At 65.0% G+C, this 17,123-nt stretch carries 20 protein-coding genes; 14 read left to right on the top strand and 6 right to left on the bottom strand.

Features of this window, described 5'->3' with window-relative positions:
• The first annotated feature begins 35 nt into the window (after positions 1-35).
• The 9 genes from dusB (at position 36) to DUGA2_RS19290 (ending at position 6,727) form a co-directional block, all read left to right on the top strand.
• A complete protein-coding gene (gene dusB, locus DUGA2_RS19320) occupies positions 36-1,052 on the top strand; it encodes a tRNA dihydrouridine synthase DusB (RefSeq protein WP_071658950.1) in 1,017 nt (338 codons plus the stop codon).
• Positions 1,053-1,161: 109 nt separating this feature from the next.
• On the top strand, positions 1,162-1,395 hold the full coding sequence (locus DUGA2_RS19315; protein ID WP_008445162.1) for a helix-turn-helix domain-containing protein: 234 nt from the start codon (positions 1,162-1,164) through the stop codon (positions 1,393-1,395).
• 105 nt (positions 1,396-1,500) lie between these two features.
• Positions 1,501-3,087, top strand: coding sequence for a bifunctional phosphoribosylaminoimidazolecarboxamide formyltransferase/IMP cyclohydrolase (gene purH, locus DUGA2_RS19310; RefSeq protein ID WP_070271128.1), 1,587 nt, complete (start codon positions 1,501-1,503; stop codon positions 3,085-3,087).
• 205 nt (positions 3,088-3,292) lie between these two features.
• Entirely contained in the window at positions 3,293-3,853 is a 561-nt protein-coding gene (gene ruvC, locus DUGA2_RS19305) for a crossover junction endodeoxyribonuclease RuvC (RefSeq protein WP_070271127.1), read from the top strand.
• 27 nt (positions 3,854-3,880) lie between these two features.
• A complete protein-coding gene (gene ruvA / locus DUGA2_RS19300) occupies positions 3,881-4,459 on the top strand; it encodes a Holliday junction branch migration protein RuvA (RefSeq protein ID WP_070271126.1) in 579 nt (192 codons plus the stop codon).
• A gap of 67 nt (positions 4,460-4,526) precedes the next feature.
• Positions 4,527-5,036, top strand: coding sequence for a phosphoribosyltransferase (locus DUGA2_RS32830; protein ID WP_071658949.1), 510 nt, complete (start codon positions 4,527-4,529; stop codon positions 5,034-5,036).
• On the top strand, positions 5,008-5,202 hold the full coding sequence (locus DUGA2_RS33640) for a hypothetical protein (protein WP_141753318.1): 195 nt from the start codon (positions 5,008-5,010) through the stop codon (positions 5,200-5,202). Before DUGA2_RS32830 ends, DUGA2_RS33640 begins: the two co-directional genes overlap by 29 nt.
• Before the next feature lie 5 nt (positions 5,203-5,207).
• Positions 5,208-6,263 carry a Holliday junction branch migration DNA helicase RuvB gene (ruvB, locus tag DUGA2_RS19295; RefSeq protein WP_008445167.1) on the top strand — a complete coding sequence of 352 codons (1,056 nt, stop codon included), beginning with the start codon at positions 5,208-5,210 and terminating at the stop codon, positions 6,261-6,263.
• Positions 6,263-6,727 (top strand): YaiI/YqxD family protein, encoded by a 465-nt coding sequence (locus DUGA2_RS19290; protein WP_070271125.1) that lies wholly within the window; start codon positions 6,263-6,265, stop codon positions 6,725-6,727. Before ruvB ends, DUGA2_RS19290 begins: the two co-directional genes overlap by 1 nt.
• Here DUGA2_RS19290 and DUGA2_RS19285 read toward each other — a convergent pair whose 3' ends face one another.
• The 3 genes from DUGA2_RS19285 to DUGA2_RS19275 all read right to left on the bottom strand — a co-directional run bounded on the left by DUGA2_RS19285 (position 6,728) and on the right by DUGA2_RS19275 (position 9,869).
• Positions 6,728-7,096, bottom strand: a complete 369-nt coding sequence (locus tag DUGA2_RS19285) for a YbaN family protein (RefSeq protein ID WP_070271124.1) — start codon at positions 7,094-7,096, stop codon at positions 6,728-6,730.
• Positions 7,097-7,177: 81 nt separating this feature from the next.
• Positions 7,178-8,329 (bottom strand): OmpA family protein, encoded by a 1,152-nt coding sequence (locus tag DUGA2_RS19280; RefSeq protein ID WP_070271123.1) that lies wholly within the window; start codon positions 8,327-8,329, stop codon positions 7,178-7,180.
• Between the two features lie 25 nt (positions 8,330-8,354).
• Entirely contained in the window at positions 8,355-9,869 is a 1,515-nt protein-coding gene (locus tag DUGA2_RS19275; protein WP_070271122.1) for an ice-binding family protein, read from the bottom strand.
• A 304-nt stretch (positions 9,870-10,173) separates the two neighbouring features.
• Between DUGA2_RS19275 and DUGA2_RS19270 the strand changes: the two genes are divergently transcribed.
• Positions 10,174-11,001: an FxDxF family PEP-CTERM protein gene (locus DUGA2_RS19270; RefSeq protein WP_070271121.1), complete on the top strand. Its 828-nt coding sequence runs from the start codon at positions 10,174-10,176 to the stop codon at positions 10,999-11,001.
• Positions 11,002-11,027: 26 nt separating this feature from the next.
• Here the strand turns inward: DUGA2_RS19270 and DUGA2_RS19265 are convergent, their stop codons facing one another.
• Positions 11,028-11,738, bottom strand: coding sequence for a PEP-CTERM sorting domain-containing protein (locus tag DUGA2_RS19265; protein ID WP_070271120.1), 711 nt, complete (start codon positions 11,736-11,738; stop codon positions 11,028-11,030).
• Positions 11,739-11,844: 106 nt separating this feature from the next.
• A complete protein-coding gene (locus DUGA2_RS19260) occupies positions 11,845-12,285 on the bottom strand; it encodes a DUF2147 domain-containing protein (RefSeq protein ID WP_008445177.1) in 441 nt (146 codons plus the stop codon).
• A gap of 110 nt (positions 12,286-12,395) precedes the next feature.
• Here DUGA2_RS19260 and DUGA2_RS19255 point away from each other — a divergent pair, with 110 nt between their 5' ends.
• Genes DUGA2_RS19255 through DUGA2_RS19245 form a run of 3 tightly spaced genes read left to right on the top strand, consistent with a single transcriptional unit; the run spans position 12,396 to position 14,969 of the window.
• Positions 12,396-13,022, top strand: a complete 627-nt coding sequence (locus tag DUGA2_RS19255; RefSeq protein ID WP_070271119.1) for a transcriptional regulator — start codon at positions 12,396-12,398, stop codon at positions 13,020-13,022.
• Positions 13,012-13,986, top strand: coding sequence for an ornithine cyclodeaminase family protein (locus DUGA2_RS19250; protein ID WP_070271118.1), 975 nt, complete (start codon positions 13,012-13,014; stop codon positions 13,984-13,986). Before DUGA2_RS19255 ends, DUGA2_RS19250 begins: the two co-directional genes overlap by 11 nt.
• Before the next feature lie 14 nt (positions 13,987-14,000).
• Entirely contained in the window at positions 14,001-14,969 is a 969-nt protein-coding gene (locus DUGA2_RS19245) for a threo-3-hydroxy-L-aspartate ammonia-lyase (protein WP_070271117.1), read from the top strand.
• Here the strand turns inward: DUGA2_RS19245 and DUGA2_RS19240 are convergent, their stop codons facing one another.
• Positions 14,970-16,574, bottom strand: coding sequence for an NAD(P)/FAD-dependent oxidoreductase (locus DUGA2_RS19240; protein ID WP_070271116.1), 1,605 nt, complete (start codon positions 16,572-16,574; stop codon positions 14,970-14,972).
• 123 nt (positions 16,575-16,697) lie between these two features.
• Between DUGA2_RS19240 and DUGA2_RS19235 the strand changes: the two genes are divergently transcribed.
• Positions 16,698-17,123, top strand: coding sequence for an Lrp/AsnC family transcriptional regulator (locus tag DUGA2_RS19235; protein WP_070271115.1), 426 nt, complete (start codon positions 16,698-16,700; stop codon positions 17,121-17,123).

The raw sequence follows: 17,123 nt of genomic DNA, 5'->3' as shown, positions 1-17,123 counted from the left end.
ATAGAGGGTTCCTTCTTCACGTTCAGGTATCGCCAGTGCAAATCGGCCCTCATTTACTGCGCAACAACGTTTTCGTCGCCCCCATGGCCGGCGTCACCGACCGCCCCTTCCGCCAGCTGTGCAAACAGCTCGGAGCCGGCTATGCGGTGTCCGAAATGGCGGCCTCGAATCCGCGCTTGTGGGCGACCGAAAAAAGCTCGCGCCGTACCGACCACACCGGCGAGATGGAGCCGAAAGCGGTGCAGATCGCCGGCGCCGATCCGCAGGACCTGGCCGATTGCGCCCGCTTCAACGTCGAGCGCGGCGCCCAGATCATCGATATCAACATGGGTTGCCCGGTCAAGAAAGTCTGCAACGCCTGGTGCGGTTCCGCGCTGTTGCAGGACGAAGTGCTGGTCAAGCAGATCCTCGACGCCGTGGTGGGGGCGGTCGACGTGCCCGTCACGCTCAAGTTCCGCACCGGCTGGGATCGTTCCCACAAAAACGCGCTGAACATCGCGCGCATCGCCGAGGACGCCGGCATCGCCATGCTGACGCTGCACGGCCGCACCCGGGCCGACGGTTACACCGGCGACGCCGAGTACGACACCATCGCGGCGGTCAAGCGCTCGGTTGCTATTCCGGTGGTGGCCAACGGCGACATCACTACGCCCGAAAAGGCCAGGTTCGTGCTCGACTACACCGGCGCCGACGCCGTCATGGTGGGCCGCGCCGCCCAGGGCCGTCCGTGGATCTTCCGCGAGATCGACCATTACCTGCGCACCGGCACCCATCTGCCGGCGCCGTATGTGGACGAAGTGCGCGCCCTGATGGATGAACACCTGCGCGCCCACTATGCTTTCTACGGCGACTATCTGGGCGTGCGCACGGCGCGCAAGCACATCGGCTGGTATGTGCGCGACCTGCAGGGCGGCGAGGAATTCCGCCAGCGGATGAACCTGCTGGAATCCACCGAGGAACAACTGATTGCCGTCGATCAATTCTTCGAATCCCAGTGGAGTTACGGCGAGCGGTTACAATACCGCCTCCCCGAAGAATTGGAAGCGGCGTAAGACGGCGTAGAGAGCCTAAAAAAGTCGGATCAGAAGGGTAAGCGCCCGGGCCACAAGCCCTAGGAGCGATTTACCAGCGTCAACAGATTAAAACAGCGAACGATATAAAATGAGCAAAGAAAGCATCCAGGAAGTAGTCCAGAAGAGCCTCGAAGATTACTTCAACGACCTGGGCGAGCAGCAGGCATCGAACATCTACGACATGGTCGTGCTGACCGTGGAAAAACCGATCCTGGAAGTGGTCATGACGCGCGCCGACGGCAACCAGTCGCATGCCGCGCAGATGCTGGGCATCAACCGCAATACCTTGCGCAAAAAACTGCAAGAACACGGCCTGCTGTAACAGCGCGCGTTTTTCCGGCATGAGTGGCTGGGGACGGCCGCGATGCCGCACCCGCAATACCGAATACGTTTTACCTCATATTCAACCACTAGCCCCTCTCAAGCCATGATTAAACAAGCTCTCATCTCCGTCTCCGACAAAACCGGCGTGCTGGACTTCGCCCGCGCGCTGTCCGCCATGGGCGTTAACATCCTGTCGACCGGCGGCACCGCCAAACTGCTGGCCGACAACGGCGTCGCTGTGACCGAAGTGGCCGACTACACCGGCTTCCCGGAGATGCTCGATGGCCGCGTCAAGACGCTGCACCCGAAAGTCCACGGCGGCATCCTGGCCCGTCGCGATTTCCCGGAGCACATGGCCAAGCTGGCAGAGCACAACATCCCGACCATCGACATGGTGGTGGTCAACCTGTACCCGTTCCAGGCCACCGTGGCCAAGGATACCTGCACGCTGGAAGACGCGATCGAGAACATCGACATCGGCGGCCCGGCCATGCTGCGTTCGTCCGCCAAGAACCACAAGGACGTGGTCGTCATCTGCGACCCTGCCGACTACGGCGTGGTGCTGGCTGAAATGAAGGCCTCCGACAACGCCCCGGGCTACGTCAGCTACGACACCCGCTTCACGCTGGCCACCAAGGTCTACGCGCACACCGCGCAGTACGACGGCGCCATCGCCAACTACCTGACCAGCCTGGACGCCAGCCGCGCCCACGCCAGCCGTAACACCTATCCGAAGACGCTGAACGTGGCCTTCGAAAAAGTGCAGGACATGCGCTACGGCGAAAACCCGCACCAGTCGGCCGCGTTCTACCGTGACGTCGCCCCGACCGAAGGCGCGCTGGCCAACTACCGCCAGCTGCAGGGCAAGGAACTGTCGTTCAACAACATCGCCGATGCGGACGCCGCATGGGAATGCGTGAAGAGCATGGGCAGCTTCGACCAGAGCGCCGCCTGCGTGATCGTCAAGCACGCCAATCCGTGCGGCGTGGCGCTGGGCGCCAATGCTGCCGATGCGTACAAGCGCGCGCTGCAGACCGATCCGACCTCGGCGTTCGGCGGCATCATCGCCTTCAACGTGGAAGTGGACGCCGCCGCCGCGACCGAGCTGGCCAAGCTGTTCGTCGAAGTGCTGATCGCACCGAGCTTCACCGCTGAAGCCAAGCAGATCCTGTCGGCCAAGCAGAACGTGCGCCTGCTGGAAATCCCGCTGGGTAACGGCGTCAACGCCATGGACTTCAAGCGCGTCGGCGGCGGTTTGCTGGTGCAGTCGGCCGATTCGAAGAACGTGCTGATCGCCGACCTGAAAGTGGTCAGCAAGCTGCAGCCTACGCCGCAGCAACTGCAAGACATGATGTTCGCCTGGCGCGTGGCCAAGTACGTCAAGTCCAACGCCATCGTCTTCTGCGGTAACAACATGACCCTGGGCGTGGGCGCAGGCCAGATGAGCCGTATCGACTCGGCCCGCATCGCCTCGATCAAGGCGCAGAACGCCGGCCTGTCGCTGACCGGTTCGGTCGTGGCGTCGGATGCCTTCTTCCCGTTCCGCGACGGCCTGGACGTGGTGGTCGATGCGGGCGCGACCTGCGTGATCCATCCGGGCGGCTCGATGCGCGACCAGGAAGTGATCGACGCGGCCGATGAGCGCGGCGTGGTCATGCTGTACACCGGCACCCGCCACTTCCGCCACTAATCGGTCGCTGAAACGCGGCCGCAGCTTCGTTGCGGCCCCTTGCCGTGCTAGCGCACTGTCTTCGGCGCCGCGCCTCGCTGCGACCACGTTTCAGCAACCTCATTTAGCACTAGAAGGCCCGCAAGCTTGCACAGTGCGGCGGATCTGTGGATCCGCCGCACTGTTTTTATATACAGCATTCAATGTTCCCGGTTACAATCCGGGAATGATTATTCTCGGCATCGACCCCGGCTTGCGCACGACCGGCTTTGGCGTCATCCACAAGCAGGGCGCCAAGCTGCGCTACATCGCTTCCGGCACCATCAAGAGTGGCGAGGGGGATCTGCCCACCCGCCTCAAGGTGATCCTGGATGGCGTGGCCGAGGTGGCCCGCACCTACCAACCCGACTACGCCGCCATCGAGCAGGTGTTCGTCAACGTCAATCCGCAATCGACTTTGCTGCTGGGCCAGGCGCGCGGCGCGGCCATTTGCGCGCTGGTGTCGGCCGAGCTGAGCGTGGCCGAGTATTCGCCGACGCAGGTCAAGCAGGCGGTGGTGGGCACGGGGCGCGCGGTCAAGGCGCAGGTGCAGGACATGGTGGCGCGGCTGCTGTCGCTGCCCGGCCTGCCCGGCACCGATGCCGCCGATGCGCTCGGCGTCGCCATCTGCCACGCGCACAGTCGCGAAACGCTGACCCTGATCGCCGGCGCCGGCCAGGGCACGACCACGGCCGCGCGCGGCCCGCTGGCCGGCCTGCGCATGAAAAACGGCCGCCTGGTCGGCTAAACCTTCCTCTTTAAAGGCAATCACACGATGATCGGTCGTCTCTCCGGTATTCTGCTTGAAAAAAATCCGCCGCAACTGCTTGTTGACTGCGGCGGTGTCGGCTACGAAGTCGATGTGCCGATGAGCACTTTCTACAACCTGCCCGGCGTGGGCGAGAAAGTGGTGCTGTTCACGCACCAGGCGATCCGCGAGGATGCCCATCTGCTGTTCGGCTTCGGCAACGCCGAGGAGCGGGCGGTGTTCCGCCAGCTGATCAAGATCACCGGCGTCGGCGCGCGCACCGCGTTGTCGATTTTGTCGGGCATGTCGATCGCCGACCTGGCGCAGGCGGTGACGTTGCAGGAATCGGGCCGCCTGGTCAAGGTGCCGGGCATAGGCAAGAAGACGGCCGAGCGGTTGCTGCTGGAGCTGAAGGGCAAGCTGGGCGCGGACATCGGCGCCGGCGGCGCGCACGCCGTGCCGGACTCGCAATCCGACATCCTGAACGCGCTGCTGGCGCTGGGCTACTCCGACAAGGAAGCCTTGCTGGCACTGAAGACCGTGCCGGCCGGCAGCGGCGTCTCGGACGGCATCAAGCAGGCGCTGAAGGCGCTGTCCAAAGGCTGATACGGCTCAATCGAATCCATGGCACTCCGTCTAAGCTCGAAAGTCGAGCTTAGACGGAGTGCCAGCGATGAGCCAGCCAACAAGATTTCCTTGGGGCGATTTCCCGGACGTCTTCATACATGCTTCGGAAAGTTTGGTTAAGCGCCATCGTGCTTATGCCTCTGCAAAATCTGGCGTTCAGGCGAACAAGGTCAACCATACTGGCGCCAATGGCTACGCACGCTTGCAAAGGCAAGCAATTTTCAGTGGGGTGGCCTCACTTGGCCTAAACTACGTTCTGGTAGACGATTTTATCGGCCAAGGTGGCACGCTTGCTAACCTTCGCGGTCATATTCTTGCGCAGGGCGGGCATGTGCTCGGCGCCACCGCCCTGACCGGCAAGGACTATTCGGCGAAGCTGGCGCCGACCGATCTGCAAACCGCCGCACTAAGGAGGCAACATGGACACATTGAAGACTGGTGGCGTCAACGTTTCGGATTCGGATTCAACTGCCTCACGGCCTCAGAAACCCGATATCTCTGCCGAACTTCAACGAGCGAAAGAATCATTGAACGCCTGGAAGAGGTTGCTGGCTGAAGGCAAGGTAGAATCGCTGGTGGTCAAGCTCGATACCCCGCCTGATTTGGCGGCTGAAGCTAGAATGCTGTCGGCCGAAGAGCAGGATCAACTGCGAGCCGCCAAACAAGGCATCAAAGAATACATGCAGCGCATACTGCAAACCGCACCAATTAAAAAGAAATAGATTGCATGAGCATCCAGACCGACAGCTTCACCGAACAGCGCATCATCGACGCGGCGCCGTCGTCGCCGAATGAGGAGGCGATCGAGCGCGCCTTGCGCCCCAAGCATCTCGATGAATACGTCGGCCAGTCCAAGATCCGCGACCAACTGGAAATCTTCATCGCCGCCGCCCGCAACCGCAAGGAAGCGCTGGACCACACCCTGCTGTTCGGCCCGCCCGGCCTGGGCAAGACCACGCTGGCCAACATCATCGCCCGCGAGATGGGCGTCAACCTGCGCCAGACTTCCGGCCCGGTGCTGGAACGCCCCGGCGACCTGGCCGCCATCCTGACCAACCTGGAAGCCAACGACGTCCTGTTCATCGATGAGATCCACCGCCTGTCGCCGGTGGTCGAAGAGATTCTGTACCCGGCGCTGGAGGACTACCAGATCGACATCATGATCGGCGAAGGCCCGGCCGCGCGCTCCGTCAAGCTGGACCTGCAACCGTTCACGCTGGTCGGCGCCACCACCCGCGCCGGCATGCTGACCAATCCGCTGCGCGACCGTTTCGGCATCGTCGCCCGGCTGGAGTTCTACAACACCGAGGAACTGACCAAGATCGTCACCCGCAGCGCCGCGCTGTTGAAGGCCAACATCGCTCCCGACGGCGCGGTGGAGATAGCCCGCCGCGCGCGCGGCACGCCGCGTATCGCCAACCGCCTGCTGCGCCGCGTGCGCGACTACGCCGAGGTCAAAGGCAACGGCGACATCACCAAGACCGTGGCCGACGCCGCGCTGGTCATGCTCGACGTCGACACCGTCGGCTTCGACGTCATGGACCGCAAGCTGCTCGAAGCGGTGCTGTACAAATTCGGCGGCGGCCCGGTCGGCATCGGCAACCTGGCGGCGGCCATCGGCGAAGCGGCCGACACCATCGAGGACGTATTGGAACCCTATCTGATCCAGCAAGGCTTCCTGCAACGCACGCCGCGCGGCCGCGTCGCCACGCCTGCCGCGTACAAGCACTTCGGCGTGACGCCGCCGCGCACCAATCCCAACGGCGAACTGTGGGATCTGTGATGCAGATCTGGGTCGACGCCGACGCCTGCCCGGCGGTCATCAAGGACATCCTTTATCGCGTGGCCGACCGCGTGCCGCTGCAGGTCACGCTGGTGGCCAACCAGCTGCTGCGGGTGCCGCCGTCGCGCCACATCCGCTCGGTGCAAGTGCCGTCCGGCGCCGACGTGGCGGACCAGGAAATCGTGCGCCTGCTGGCGCCGGGCGACCTGGTCGTCACCGGCGACATCCCGCTGGCCTCGGATGTGCTGAAGAAGGGCGGCTACGCGCTCAATCCGCGCGGCGAGTTCTACACCAACGACAACATCGCGCAGATGCTGACCATGCGCGCCTTCATGGACGAGCTGCGCGGCAGCGGCGTCGACACCGGCGGCCCGGCCGCCTTCAGCCAGGGCGACCGGCAGAACTTCGCCAACAGCCTGGACCGGCACATCAGCAAGGTCCAGCGCGCGTCGAACGGGGCGTGATTATTTGGGGAGGCGCATGGTGGGCACGAAGCGGGTCAGGTAGATGGTCACGCCGACACCGATGGCCACCAGCATGATCTGCAACGGCAGCTTGCCCACGCGCCATATCGAGTAGCCCAGCGAGGCCCACATGAAGATCAACACCCAGACCTTGCCGCGCAACGGGATGCCTTGGCCGTTCTCGTAGTCGCGCAGGTATTTGCCGAAGACGCGGTTGGTCTGCAGCCAGTGGTGCATGCGGGTCGAGCCGCGCGCGAAGCAGGCCGAGGCCAGCAGCAGGAAGGGTGTGGTCGGCAGCAGCGGCAAAAAAATGCCGAGGATGCCCAGCGCGACGGCCAGGCAGCCGACCAGGTTCAGGAATATTTTCATGCAATCAGCCTGGTGGGGGACCGCCCCATTATCCACGCTCTGCCACGGCGTGGATAGTAGGGGCGTCCCGCCCTGGCCGACTTACTTGGCGACAGTACGGGTGCCGACCACTTCAACCGTCACGCGGCGGTTCTTGGCGCGGCCTTCCGCTGTGCGGTTGTCGGCCAGCGGCTGGGTTTCGCCCTTGCCCTCGGTGTAGATGCGCGTAGCGTCCACGCCCTTGCTCACCAGGTAGGCCTTGACCGCCTCGGCGCGGCGCAGCGACAGCTTCTGGTTGTAGTCGCTGGCGCCCACCGAGTCGGTGTGGCCGACCGTCACCATCACCTCGGTGTCCATGCCTCGCAGCTTGAGCAGCAAGTCGTCCAGTGCGGCCTTGCCGTCCGGCTTGACGGCCGACTTGTCGAAATCGAACAGCGCTTCAGCGGCGAACGATACTTTCTCCGATGTCGGCTGGGGCGCTTTCGGCGGTGGCGGCGGCGGCAGCGGCGTCACCACCGGCGCCGGTGCTGGCGCCGCTTCGGTCATCGGCGGCGGCACGTAGACCGGTGCGCTGTGCGCCGGCCGGCCCAGTTTGTAGACCAGGCTGACCGACAACAGGTCGACATCGCCACGGTTGCCGACGGCGTCGTTGACGCGATAGCGTTCCACTTCGCCGCGCAGCGCCAGGGCTTCGCTCAGTTTGTATTCCAGGCCCAGGCCGGCCTTGGCGTTGAGCTTGCGCTCGCTATGATCGGGGCCGGTCACGCCCGCCAGGCGGTTGCCGCCGAAATGCGTGCTGGTCTTGGCGTAGTTCGCGCCGACCCGGCCCAGCAGCGACAGCCGCTCGGTCAGCGGCAGTTGCGCCAGCAAGTCCAGGTTGGCGCCACGGAAGCCGGCCTCGCCGTTGAGCGTGCCGTTGCCTGACGTGGTGGCGTCGAAGCCGAACTTGCCCAGGTCGAAGTAGCCCAGCTCCAGCGCCAGGTAGCGGTTCAGCTGCTTGCCGACAAACAGCTTGTAGCCGGTGTCGCGCTGGTCCGTGTTGAAGGCGGTGACGGTGGCGCCGTTCGCCTGCAGGCTGTTGGTCAGGCGCTGCTGGTCGATGTTGGCGCGCGAGCGGCCGACGCCGGCGCCCAGGTACCAGGCGCTGTTGGCCCAGTCCGGGTTGACGAAGGGTTCTTCCGCTTGCGCCGCTTGCATGGCGAGCATGGCGCACGCGAGCGCGCTCAGTGTTCCGATTTTTTTGGCGATGGTCATGATGGTGTCCGTAAGAGGTGGGCGTTTATTTGGCGATCTGGTTGTTGCGCAGCGTGACGGCGGCGGCGGTCAGCACGCGGCCGTTGAGCAGCGTGGTGTTGTCGCCGACGGTGATCGCCGCCGACTGGCCGAGGATCGTGCCTTTGAAGACGCTGTTGGCGCCCAGCGTGGTCGGACCGACCGGCAGCCAGTTCACATTGGCCGCGGTGGCGCCGTTGCTCAGGGCGACGATGGAATTGGCGGTCGAGTTCAGCGTCAGCGCGGTGCGGAAGATGTACACGCCGGGACCGCTCAGCGTCATGGTGCCGGTGATGTTGATGGCGCCGGCGTAGCAGTACACGCCCGGTGCGAAGGTCTGGCCGCCGAGGTCGACGCCGCCGGCAAAGCTGACGTCGCAGCTGCGGCCGTTGGCATTGCTGATCGCGGTTTGCAGATCGGCCAGCGCGCCGGACAGGATGGCGCCGGATTTGTAGTTGGTGTAGCCGGCGGCCAGCGTCGGATCGGTGGTTTGCGATGGCGAGCCGACGTCGCCGGTGATCAGCGTGGTGCCGCCGGCGTTATTGGTCAGCGAGGTGCCGGCCAGTACCGCGAAGCTGGCGGCGCCGCCCAGTGGAACCGGCAGGGCGACCGGCGGCAGCACGATGGCGGACACCGTCAGCGCGGCGCTGCCCGATTTGGCGCCGACGGTGGCGGTGATCGTGGCGGTGCCGGCGGCGACGCCGCTTGCCATGCCGGTGCCGGCGATGGTGGCGATCGCCGGGCTGGCCGAGGTCCAGGTGGCGCTGCCGGTGACGAAGGCGGTGCTGTTATCCGAGTAGGTGGCGGTGGCGACGAATTGCTGCTGGCCGCCGATCAGGACGGTGGCGGCGGCCGGCGTGACGGCGATGCTGGTCAGCGTGGCGGCGGGTACCGTGACGGTGGTCGCGGCGCTCTTGCCGTTGCTGGTGGCGGTGATCACCGAAGTGCCGAGCGCGACACCGGAGACCAGGCCGCCGGTGCTGACGGTGGCGCTGGCCGGCGTAGCCGACACGAAGGTCGAGCTGGCGGTCAGGTCCAGCGTGGTGTTGTCCGAATAGGTGCCGACCACCGCCAGCTGGCGCGTGGCGGCGATCTGCACGGTCGGCGTTTGCGGCGTGACGGCGATCGACAGCAGCACGGCCGGCGTGACGGTCAGCGTGGCCGATGCGGTCTTGCCGTTGTAGGCGGCGCTGATGACGGCGCTGCCGACACCGGTGCCGGTGGCCTGGCCGGTGGCGGCGGCGACGGTGGCGACGGCCGGCGTGGCGGAGCTCCAGGCGGCGACGACCGTTTGCGTGGAGCCGTCGCTAAAGGTGGCGTTGGCGTTGAACTGCTGCGTCGCGCCGAGCGCGATGCCGGGCGCCGGCGGCGTGACGGCCAGCGACACCAGCGTGGCGGCCGGCAGGCCGAGGATGGGATCGCGTCCCTGGTCGCCACCGCCGCCGCATCCGGCCAGCAGGGCGACGGCAAGCAGGCCGACGGAACAGACCAGGGTCTGGGTATATCTTTTCAGGAATTTCATGATGTTTCCTTTGTGCTGAAACAGTGGACCAACAAGCGGCCTTCGCGCTGTGCGAAAGGCAAGTGGTCCACGATGTCATGCCAGGCCGGGCCGGTATGTGCGCTTGCGCGCATAGCACCTTGATAGTAGGAAACTTTGTGAGAATAAAACATCGGCGCGCTTAGTCGGCGCCGCGCCGTATTCCTTACAGCGGATACAAAAAATATAAAAATGAAATCATTGTAATGATGGCGCGATGTCATGTGACCAACACGGGCCGCGCGGCTGCGCGGCATTCCGTTCACATTCCACCAGGAGACATCAGATGAAACCTTACCCTCTCGCCAAGGCCTTGCTGGCCGCTTGCGTCGGCCTGTCGGCCTGCGCCGCCCAGGCGGCCGACGTGACCTTCACGTTCACCAACACCGCGCCCGCCGGCGGCGTCGGCGTCGCGCCGTTGTGGCTGGGGCTGCACAACGGCAGCTTCGACAGCTTCGATGTCGGCAGCGCCGCGTCGGTGGCGATCGAGCGCGCCGCCGAGGACGGCAACGCTGGCGTGCTGACCTCCAACTTCGCCAGCCAGGTCGCGGGCGGCTTGCAGACCACGCTGCCGAACGGCCCGCGCTTCCCTGGCGCGAGCAGCACGTTTACGTTGCACAACGTCGACTTGAGCGGCGCCAACCGCTATCTGAGCTACGCCGCGATGGTCGTGCTCAGCAATGATTTCTTCATCGGCAATGACAACGCCAAGGCGATCGACCTGGCGTCGCTGGCGGGGGGCGGCAGCCTGTCGCTGGCGCTGGGCGGCGCCGGCCATGTGTACGACGCCGGCACCGAGCAGAACAACTTCGCCTACTCGCTGGCCAACGGCGCCTACGGCATCGGCGGCGGCCAGAGCGGGCCGAACCAGGGGATAGACGAGCACGGGGTGGTGCACGTCGTCACCGGCAATCCTTATGCGGACTTTGTCGACGGCGGCAACTACGTGCCGGCCAATTTCGACTGGGCCGCGCTGAACTTCAACAACCAGCAATCCATCGGCCGCCTCGATATTTCGGTGACGGCCGTGCCTGAGCCGGAAACCTATGCGATGCTGCTCGCCGGCCTGGGCCTGCTGGGTGTTGTTGCGCGCCGTCGGCAGACTGCTGCGTAACAGTCTGACTGAACGCGGTGCGTCGCTTATTGGCGTGCCGCGCGGCGGCGCCAGGCCAGCAGGGGCAGGCCGGCCAAGAACATCAGATAAGTGCCAGGCTCCGGCACGGCGCTGACCGATACCAGGTTCAGCGAGGTGATGGCGCCTTTTGCAATAATGGCTGCAAACTCGTGATCCGGATGCCAGAAGAGCTTATATTCAAACGTGCGTTCACCCAAGCCCGATAGTGATGTTGGTATGTCGGTACCACTCAACGCTGCACCACTGGCATCGGAAAACGCAAGCGTGATCTCGTGGATGCGATCGGGGGATGAGAAACCGCTGTGAAAAATGACGGTGTCTGTGCCGTTACCGGTTGAGCTGTTGCCAACCCAGGCGGTTGGAGTGAGTTCAGGGAACGATGTGGAATTTAACTTGAAGCCGTCGCTGCCGCTGCCGAAATTGGCAGTAAGCTGATTCTGCATTGAGGGCTTGTAGCTTACGGAAGAAAAGCCGTCCTCGTGAGCCTCGGGAGCGTGTGCGGCCAAGGCATCGATAGAAAAACGTCCGGTGACTGTATCACCGAAGTTGATACGACCGCCTGCCAGAGTCGTGGTTGCGATCGGGTCTTGTGTACTCGCCCAGTGGTAAATGGTCAAGTAGCTGATTTGAGCCGTGTATTCGTAGGTGAGCACATCGGCGTGGGCGCCGGAGGCGAGGGTCAGGCTTGCCAGTAGCGCGGCGATGGAAATCTTCATGTGGGTGTGTTTTCTGATGTAAATTGCAATTGAAACATATGCATGTCAATCAGTCAACTTCTGCGATGAAAAGCCGGCGAGTACCGGCTTTTCTGCTGGCTGGCGCTTATTCCTGGCGCACCCACACCTGCGAGCGGCCCAGCATCGGCACGCCGATGTAGCCGCGCACGCTCAGCTTCTTGCCGCTGTCGGTCAGGTGCATCTTGCTGCGGTAGACCTTGCCGTTGTCCGGGTCCAGGATCTCGCCGCCGTTGTATTCGTCGCCGTCTTTTTTCAGGCCGGTCATGATCACCAGGCCGACGACCGGCTGATCCTTGCGCGCGCCTTCGCACTTTTCGCATTTCGGATTCTGGTCTTCGTTCGGCGCGCGGAACAGTTGTTCGATCTTGCCTTGCAGCGCGCCATTGCTTTCGGTGATGCGGATCAGCGCTTTCGGCTTGCCGCTGACGTCGTCGATGTTTTTCCACAGGCCGACCGGGGAGGCGTCGTCGGCAAAGGCCGGCGCGATCGACAGCGCGGCGGTGATGATGAAGGCGAGGTATTTCATTTGGTGTCTCCAGGGTGATTTTTTGTCCAAAGAGTGTAGCAAATAAATGACCGGTCGTACTATTTTTGCGGGTTTTACACAAAATATCTAAAACAAGATAATATGTGTAAATGACGAAAACACCCGAACAGCAAAACCTGCTCGAACAGATGCAGCAAGTCGCCGACGGCCTGGGCAGGACCCTGGCGCCGTTCTGCGAAGTGGTGCTGCACGACCTGACCGATCCCGAGCACGCCATTTTAGCGATCCACAACAACCTGTCCGGCCGCAGCATCGGCGCGCCGGCGACGGAGCTGGGCCTGGCGCGCGCCGCCGATCCCGATATCGCCCAGGTCATCGCCAACTATCCCAACACCTTCGCCGACGGCCGCCGCGCCAAGAGCACCTCGATCGGCATCAAGGACAGCAGCGGCCAGTATGTCGCCGCGCTGTGCATGAATGTCGACCTGACGGTGTTCCGCAGCCTGAACACCTTGCTGACGCAGTTCAGCTCGGTGGACAACGATTCCGCCATCCGTGAGACGCTGGAGCCGGCCGGCGCCGACGCGCTGCGCGCCCGCATCGACCAGTTTGCCGCGCGCCTGGCCACCACGCCGCGCGCGCTCAAGGCCGACGAGCGCAAGGCGCTGATGCGCGAACTCAAGGAATCCGGCCTGAGCGACGTGCGCCGCGCCATGGACATCGTCGCCAACTACCTCAACGTCTCGCGCGCCACGGTGTACAACGATGCCAGATAAAGCCCAACTGCTGTTGCTGGACCGCGACCAGGCCGCCGCGCTGTTGCAGCCGGAGCTGGTGATGGCCGCCGTGCGCGAAGCTTTCCTGCTGCACGCCAACGGCGAAGGCCGCATCTTCCCGCTGGTGCGCGAAGTCTTGCCGGCCGGCGTGTTCGGCATCAAATCCGGCGGCGTGATGCAGCAGGAGCTGCTGGGCATGAAGGCGGCCGGCTTCTGGCCCGGCAACCGCCAGCACGGCGCCGACGGCCACCAGGCCACGATCATGCTGTTCGATCCGGCCAGCGGCAGGCCGCAATGCCTGATCGACGGCAACGCCGTCACCACCACCCGTACCGCAGCGGCGGGCGCGCTGGGCCTGCTGGCTTTGGCGCGGCGGGACAGCGCGGCGCTGTGCGTGTTCGGCACCGGCGTGCAAGCCGCGGCGCATGTGGACTACGCGCTGCGCGTGCTGCCCGCCCTGCGCAGCGTGCGCTACCTGACCTCCGACGGCCGTCGCGACCCGCAGTTCGAAGCGCGCTTCGCGCAGCGCTGCGACATCGCCCCCGGCGCCGGTCCCGACGCGGCGGTGGCCGACAGCGACATCGTCATCACCGCCACGCCCGGACGCGGCCCGCTGTTCGCGGCGCAGGCCGTGCGTCCCGGCACCCATTTGAATTGCGTCGGCAGCGACACGCGCGGCAAGCGCGAGCTGCCGGAAGGCTTGCCGGCGCGGGCGCGCGTCTGGGCCGACGATTTGACGCAGGCGCTGACCATCGGCGAGCTGCAATGGGCGCCGCAGACGCCGGCGCAGGAATTCGGCACGCTGTTGGCCGCCGGCGGGCGCGCGCGCCACGGCATCGCGGCGGACACCGTCACGCTGTTCGACATGACGGGCATCGCCCTGCAAGATCTTTCGGTGGCGCGCATGCTGCGGCAGCGCGCTTTGGCAACTGGCACAGGCACCAACATCGCCTGGCCCTGGTAATGACAAGGAATAGCATGAGCGAACTGAAACTCCCAACCTACGCCGACGTGGTCGCCGCCTCGGAACGCATCGCCGGCCATGCGCACCGCACGCCGGTCGCCACCTCGCGCACCGCCAACGAGGAACTGGGCGCCGAGGTGTTCTTCAAGTGCGAGAACCTGCAGCGCATGGGCGCGTTCAAATTCCGCGGCGGCTACAACGCGCTGGCGCGCTTCGACGACGTGCAGCGCCGCGCCGGCGTGGTGGCCTTCTCGTCGGGCAACCATGCGCAGGCGATTGCGCTGTCGGCCCGGCTGATGGGCATACCCGCCACCATCATCATGCCGCACGACGCGCCGGCGTCGAAGATCGCCGCCACGCGCGGCTACGGCGCGGAGGTGGTGCTCTACGACCGTTACACCGAAGACCGCGAACAGATAGGCCGCGACCTGGCCGCCAAGCATGGCCTGACGCTGATCCCGCCCTACGATCACGCCGACGTGATCGCCGGCCAAGGCACTGCGGCCAAGGAATTGCTGGAGGATGTGCCCCGCCTGGACGCGCTGTTCGTCTGCCTCGGCGGCGGCGGCTTGCTGAGCGGCTCGGCTTTAGCGGCGCGCGCGATCTCGCCGTCGACCAGCATCTACGGCGTCGAGCCGGAAGCCGGCAACGACGGCCAGCAATCGTTCCGCAGCGGCAGCATCGTGCACATCGATACGCCCAAGACCATCGCCGACGGCGCGCAGACCCAGCACCTGGGCAAGCTGACTTTCCCCATCATCCAGCGCGACGTCGACGATATCCTGACCGTCAGCGACGAACAGCTGCGCGCGGAAATGCGCTTCTTCGCCGCCCGCATGAAGATGGTGGTGGAGCCGACCGGCTGCCTGGGCTTCGCCGCCGCGCGCGCCATGAAGGAGCAACTGCGCGGCAAGCGCGTGGGCGTCATCATCAGCGGCGGCAACGTCGATATCGAACGCTACGCCGCCTTGCTGGCGCCGTGATCAGGCGTACTTCTTCAGCTTGAAATCGCGCAGCACTTCGCGTGCGGCGTTGTGGCCGGGCGCGCCGGTCACGCCGCCGCCGGGATGCGTGCCCGCGCCGCAGGTGTAGAGCCCGGCGATCGGGCCGCGATAGTCGGCATGGCCCAGCATCGGGCGCGCCGAGAACAGCTGGTCCAGCCCCAGCGCGCCGTGGAAGATGTCGCCGCCGACCAGCCCGAAGGTGCGCTCCAGGTCGAGCGGACTCATGATCTGCCGGCCCAGCACCGAAGCCTTGAAGTTGGGCGCGTAGTGGTTGACGGTGTCTATCATCAGGTCGGCCACGGTATCGCGGTGCTCGTCCCAGCTGGCGCCGTCGGGCAATTGCGGCGCCACGTGCTGGCAGAACAGGCTGGCGACGTGCTGGCCGGGCGGCGCCAGCGTCGGGTCCAGCGTCGACGGGATCAGCACTTCCACGATGGGCTTGCGCGACCAGCCCAGCGCGCGCGCGTCGTGATAGGCGCGTTCCATGTAGTCCAGGCTGGGAGCGATGATGATGCCGCTGCCGTGGTGCTGTGCCATCTGCTTGCCGGGCAGGCAGCTGAAGTCCGGCAGTTCCGACAGCGCGACGTTCATGCGGAAGGTGCCGGAGCCGCAACGCCAGCCCTCCATGCGGCGCAGGAAGTCGGCGGGCAGGGCGGCCGCGTCGACCAGCGAGGTGTACAGCAAACGCGGATTGAGGTTGGACACCACCACCCGCGCATCGAGCCGCTCGCCGCTTGTGGTGACGACGCCCACGGCGCGGCCCTTATCCAACAGCACTTCCCGCACGCCGCAGCCGGTGCGGATCTCGACGCCGCTGGCCTCGGCCGAGCGCGCCATCGCCTGCGTGATCGCGCCCATGCCGCCGATGGCGTGGCCCCATGCGCCTTTCTTACCGTTCACCTCGCCGAACACATGGTGCAGCAGCACGTAGGCCGAGCCTGGCGTATAAGGGCTGGCGTAGTTGCCGACGATGCTGTCGAAACCGTAGGCGGCCTTGATCGGCGCGCTGTCGAACCAGCCGTCCAGATAGTCGCCGGCCGATTTGGTGAACAGGTCGAGCAATTCGCGCTGGGTGGCGATGGGCAGCTTGCGCAGGCGGTTGCCGAGGCTGCCGGCCTTGAACAGTTCGGGCAAGGCGCCCAGCCAGCCGCCCTGGACCACGTTGGGCGGCGTTTGCAGCACGGTGTCGCGCAGCAGCCCGGCGGCCGTTTCCAGATGCTCGGCGTAGGCTTGCAGGCGGCCGGCGTCGCGTGGGGAGAATTTCGCCACTTCGGCCTCGGTCTGGCCGGCGCCTATCTTCAGGTAGCGGCCGTCTTCCAGCGGCAGGAAGTTCGACAGCGGGCGCTCGACGATGCGCAAGCCGTGACTGGCCAGTTCCAGATCGGCGATCACCTTGGGATTGAGCAGCGACACGGTGTAGGCGGCCACGGAGTTGCGGAAGCCCGGATGGAATTCCTCCGTCACCGCCGCGCCGCCGACCACGGAGCGCCGCTCCAGCACGGTGACTTTCAAGCCGGCCTTGGCCAGATAGTGGGCACATACCAGGCCGTTGTGGCCGCCGCCGATAATCACTACGTCGCGCATCAGATCACTCCTTGAACTCAGAACCTCCATTGTGCGGACGGCTTCGGCAAATTGCATTGCGCAGGGCGACGAATTGCGCGAAAATTATTGTCAAAATGCCGAATATTTCGGCAAAAGGAAAACATGGACGAGATCGATCAACAACTGCTGGCGCTGCTGCGCGAAAACGCGCGCGCCACCACGACCGAGTTGGCGCGCAAGCTGGGGATGTCGCGCACGACGGTGCAAAGCCGCATCGAGCGGCTGGAGCGTTCCGGCGTGGTGATCGGCTACACGGTGCGTACTAGTGCGGACTATCAGGCCGGGCTGGTGCGCGCGCTGGTGATGATCACGGCGACGCCCAAGCTGACGCCCGCCATCGAGCGGGCCTTGCGCCGCGTCGCGCAGGTGCGCACGCTGCATTCGGTGAACGGGATTTACGACTTCATCGCCGGCGTCGAAGCGGCATCGGTGGAAGAGCTGGACGGCGTGGTGGATCGCATCGGCGCGCTGGATGGCGTGGAGCGCACGACGACATCGATCATGATGACCACGCGTATCGACCGCTAG

Source organism: Duganella sp. HH101, from assembly GCF_001758795.1.
Taxonomy (GTDB): Bacteria; Pseudomonadota; Gammaproteobacteria; order Burkholderiales; family Burkholderiaceae_D; genus Rugamonas; species Rugamonas rivuli.
Note: the sequence above shows the minus strand (reverse complement) of the source record. Positions and strands in the feature narration are given on the sequence as shown.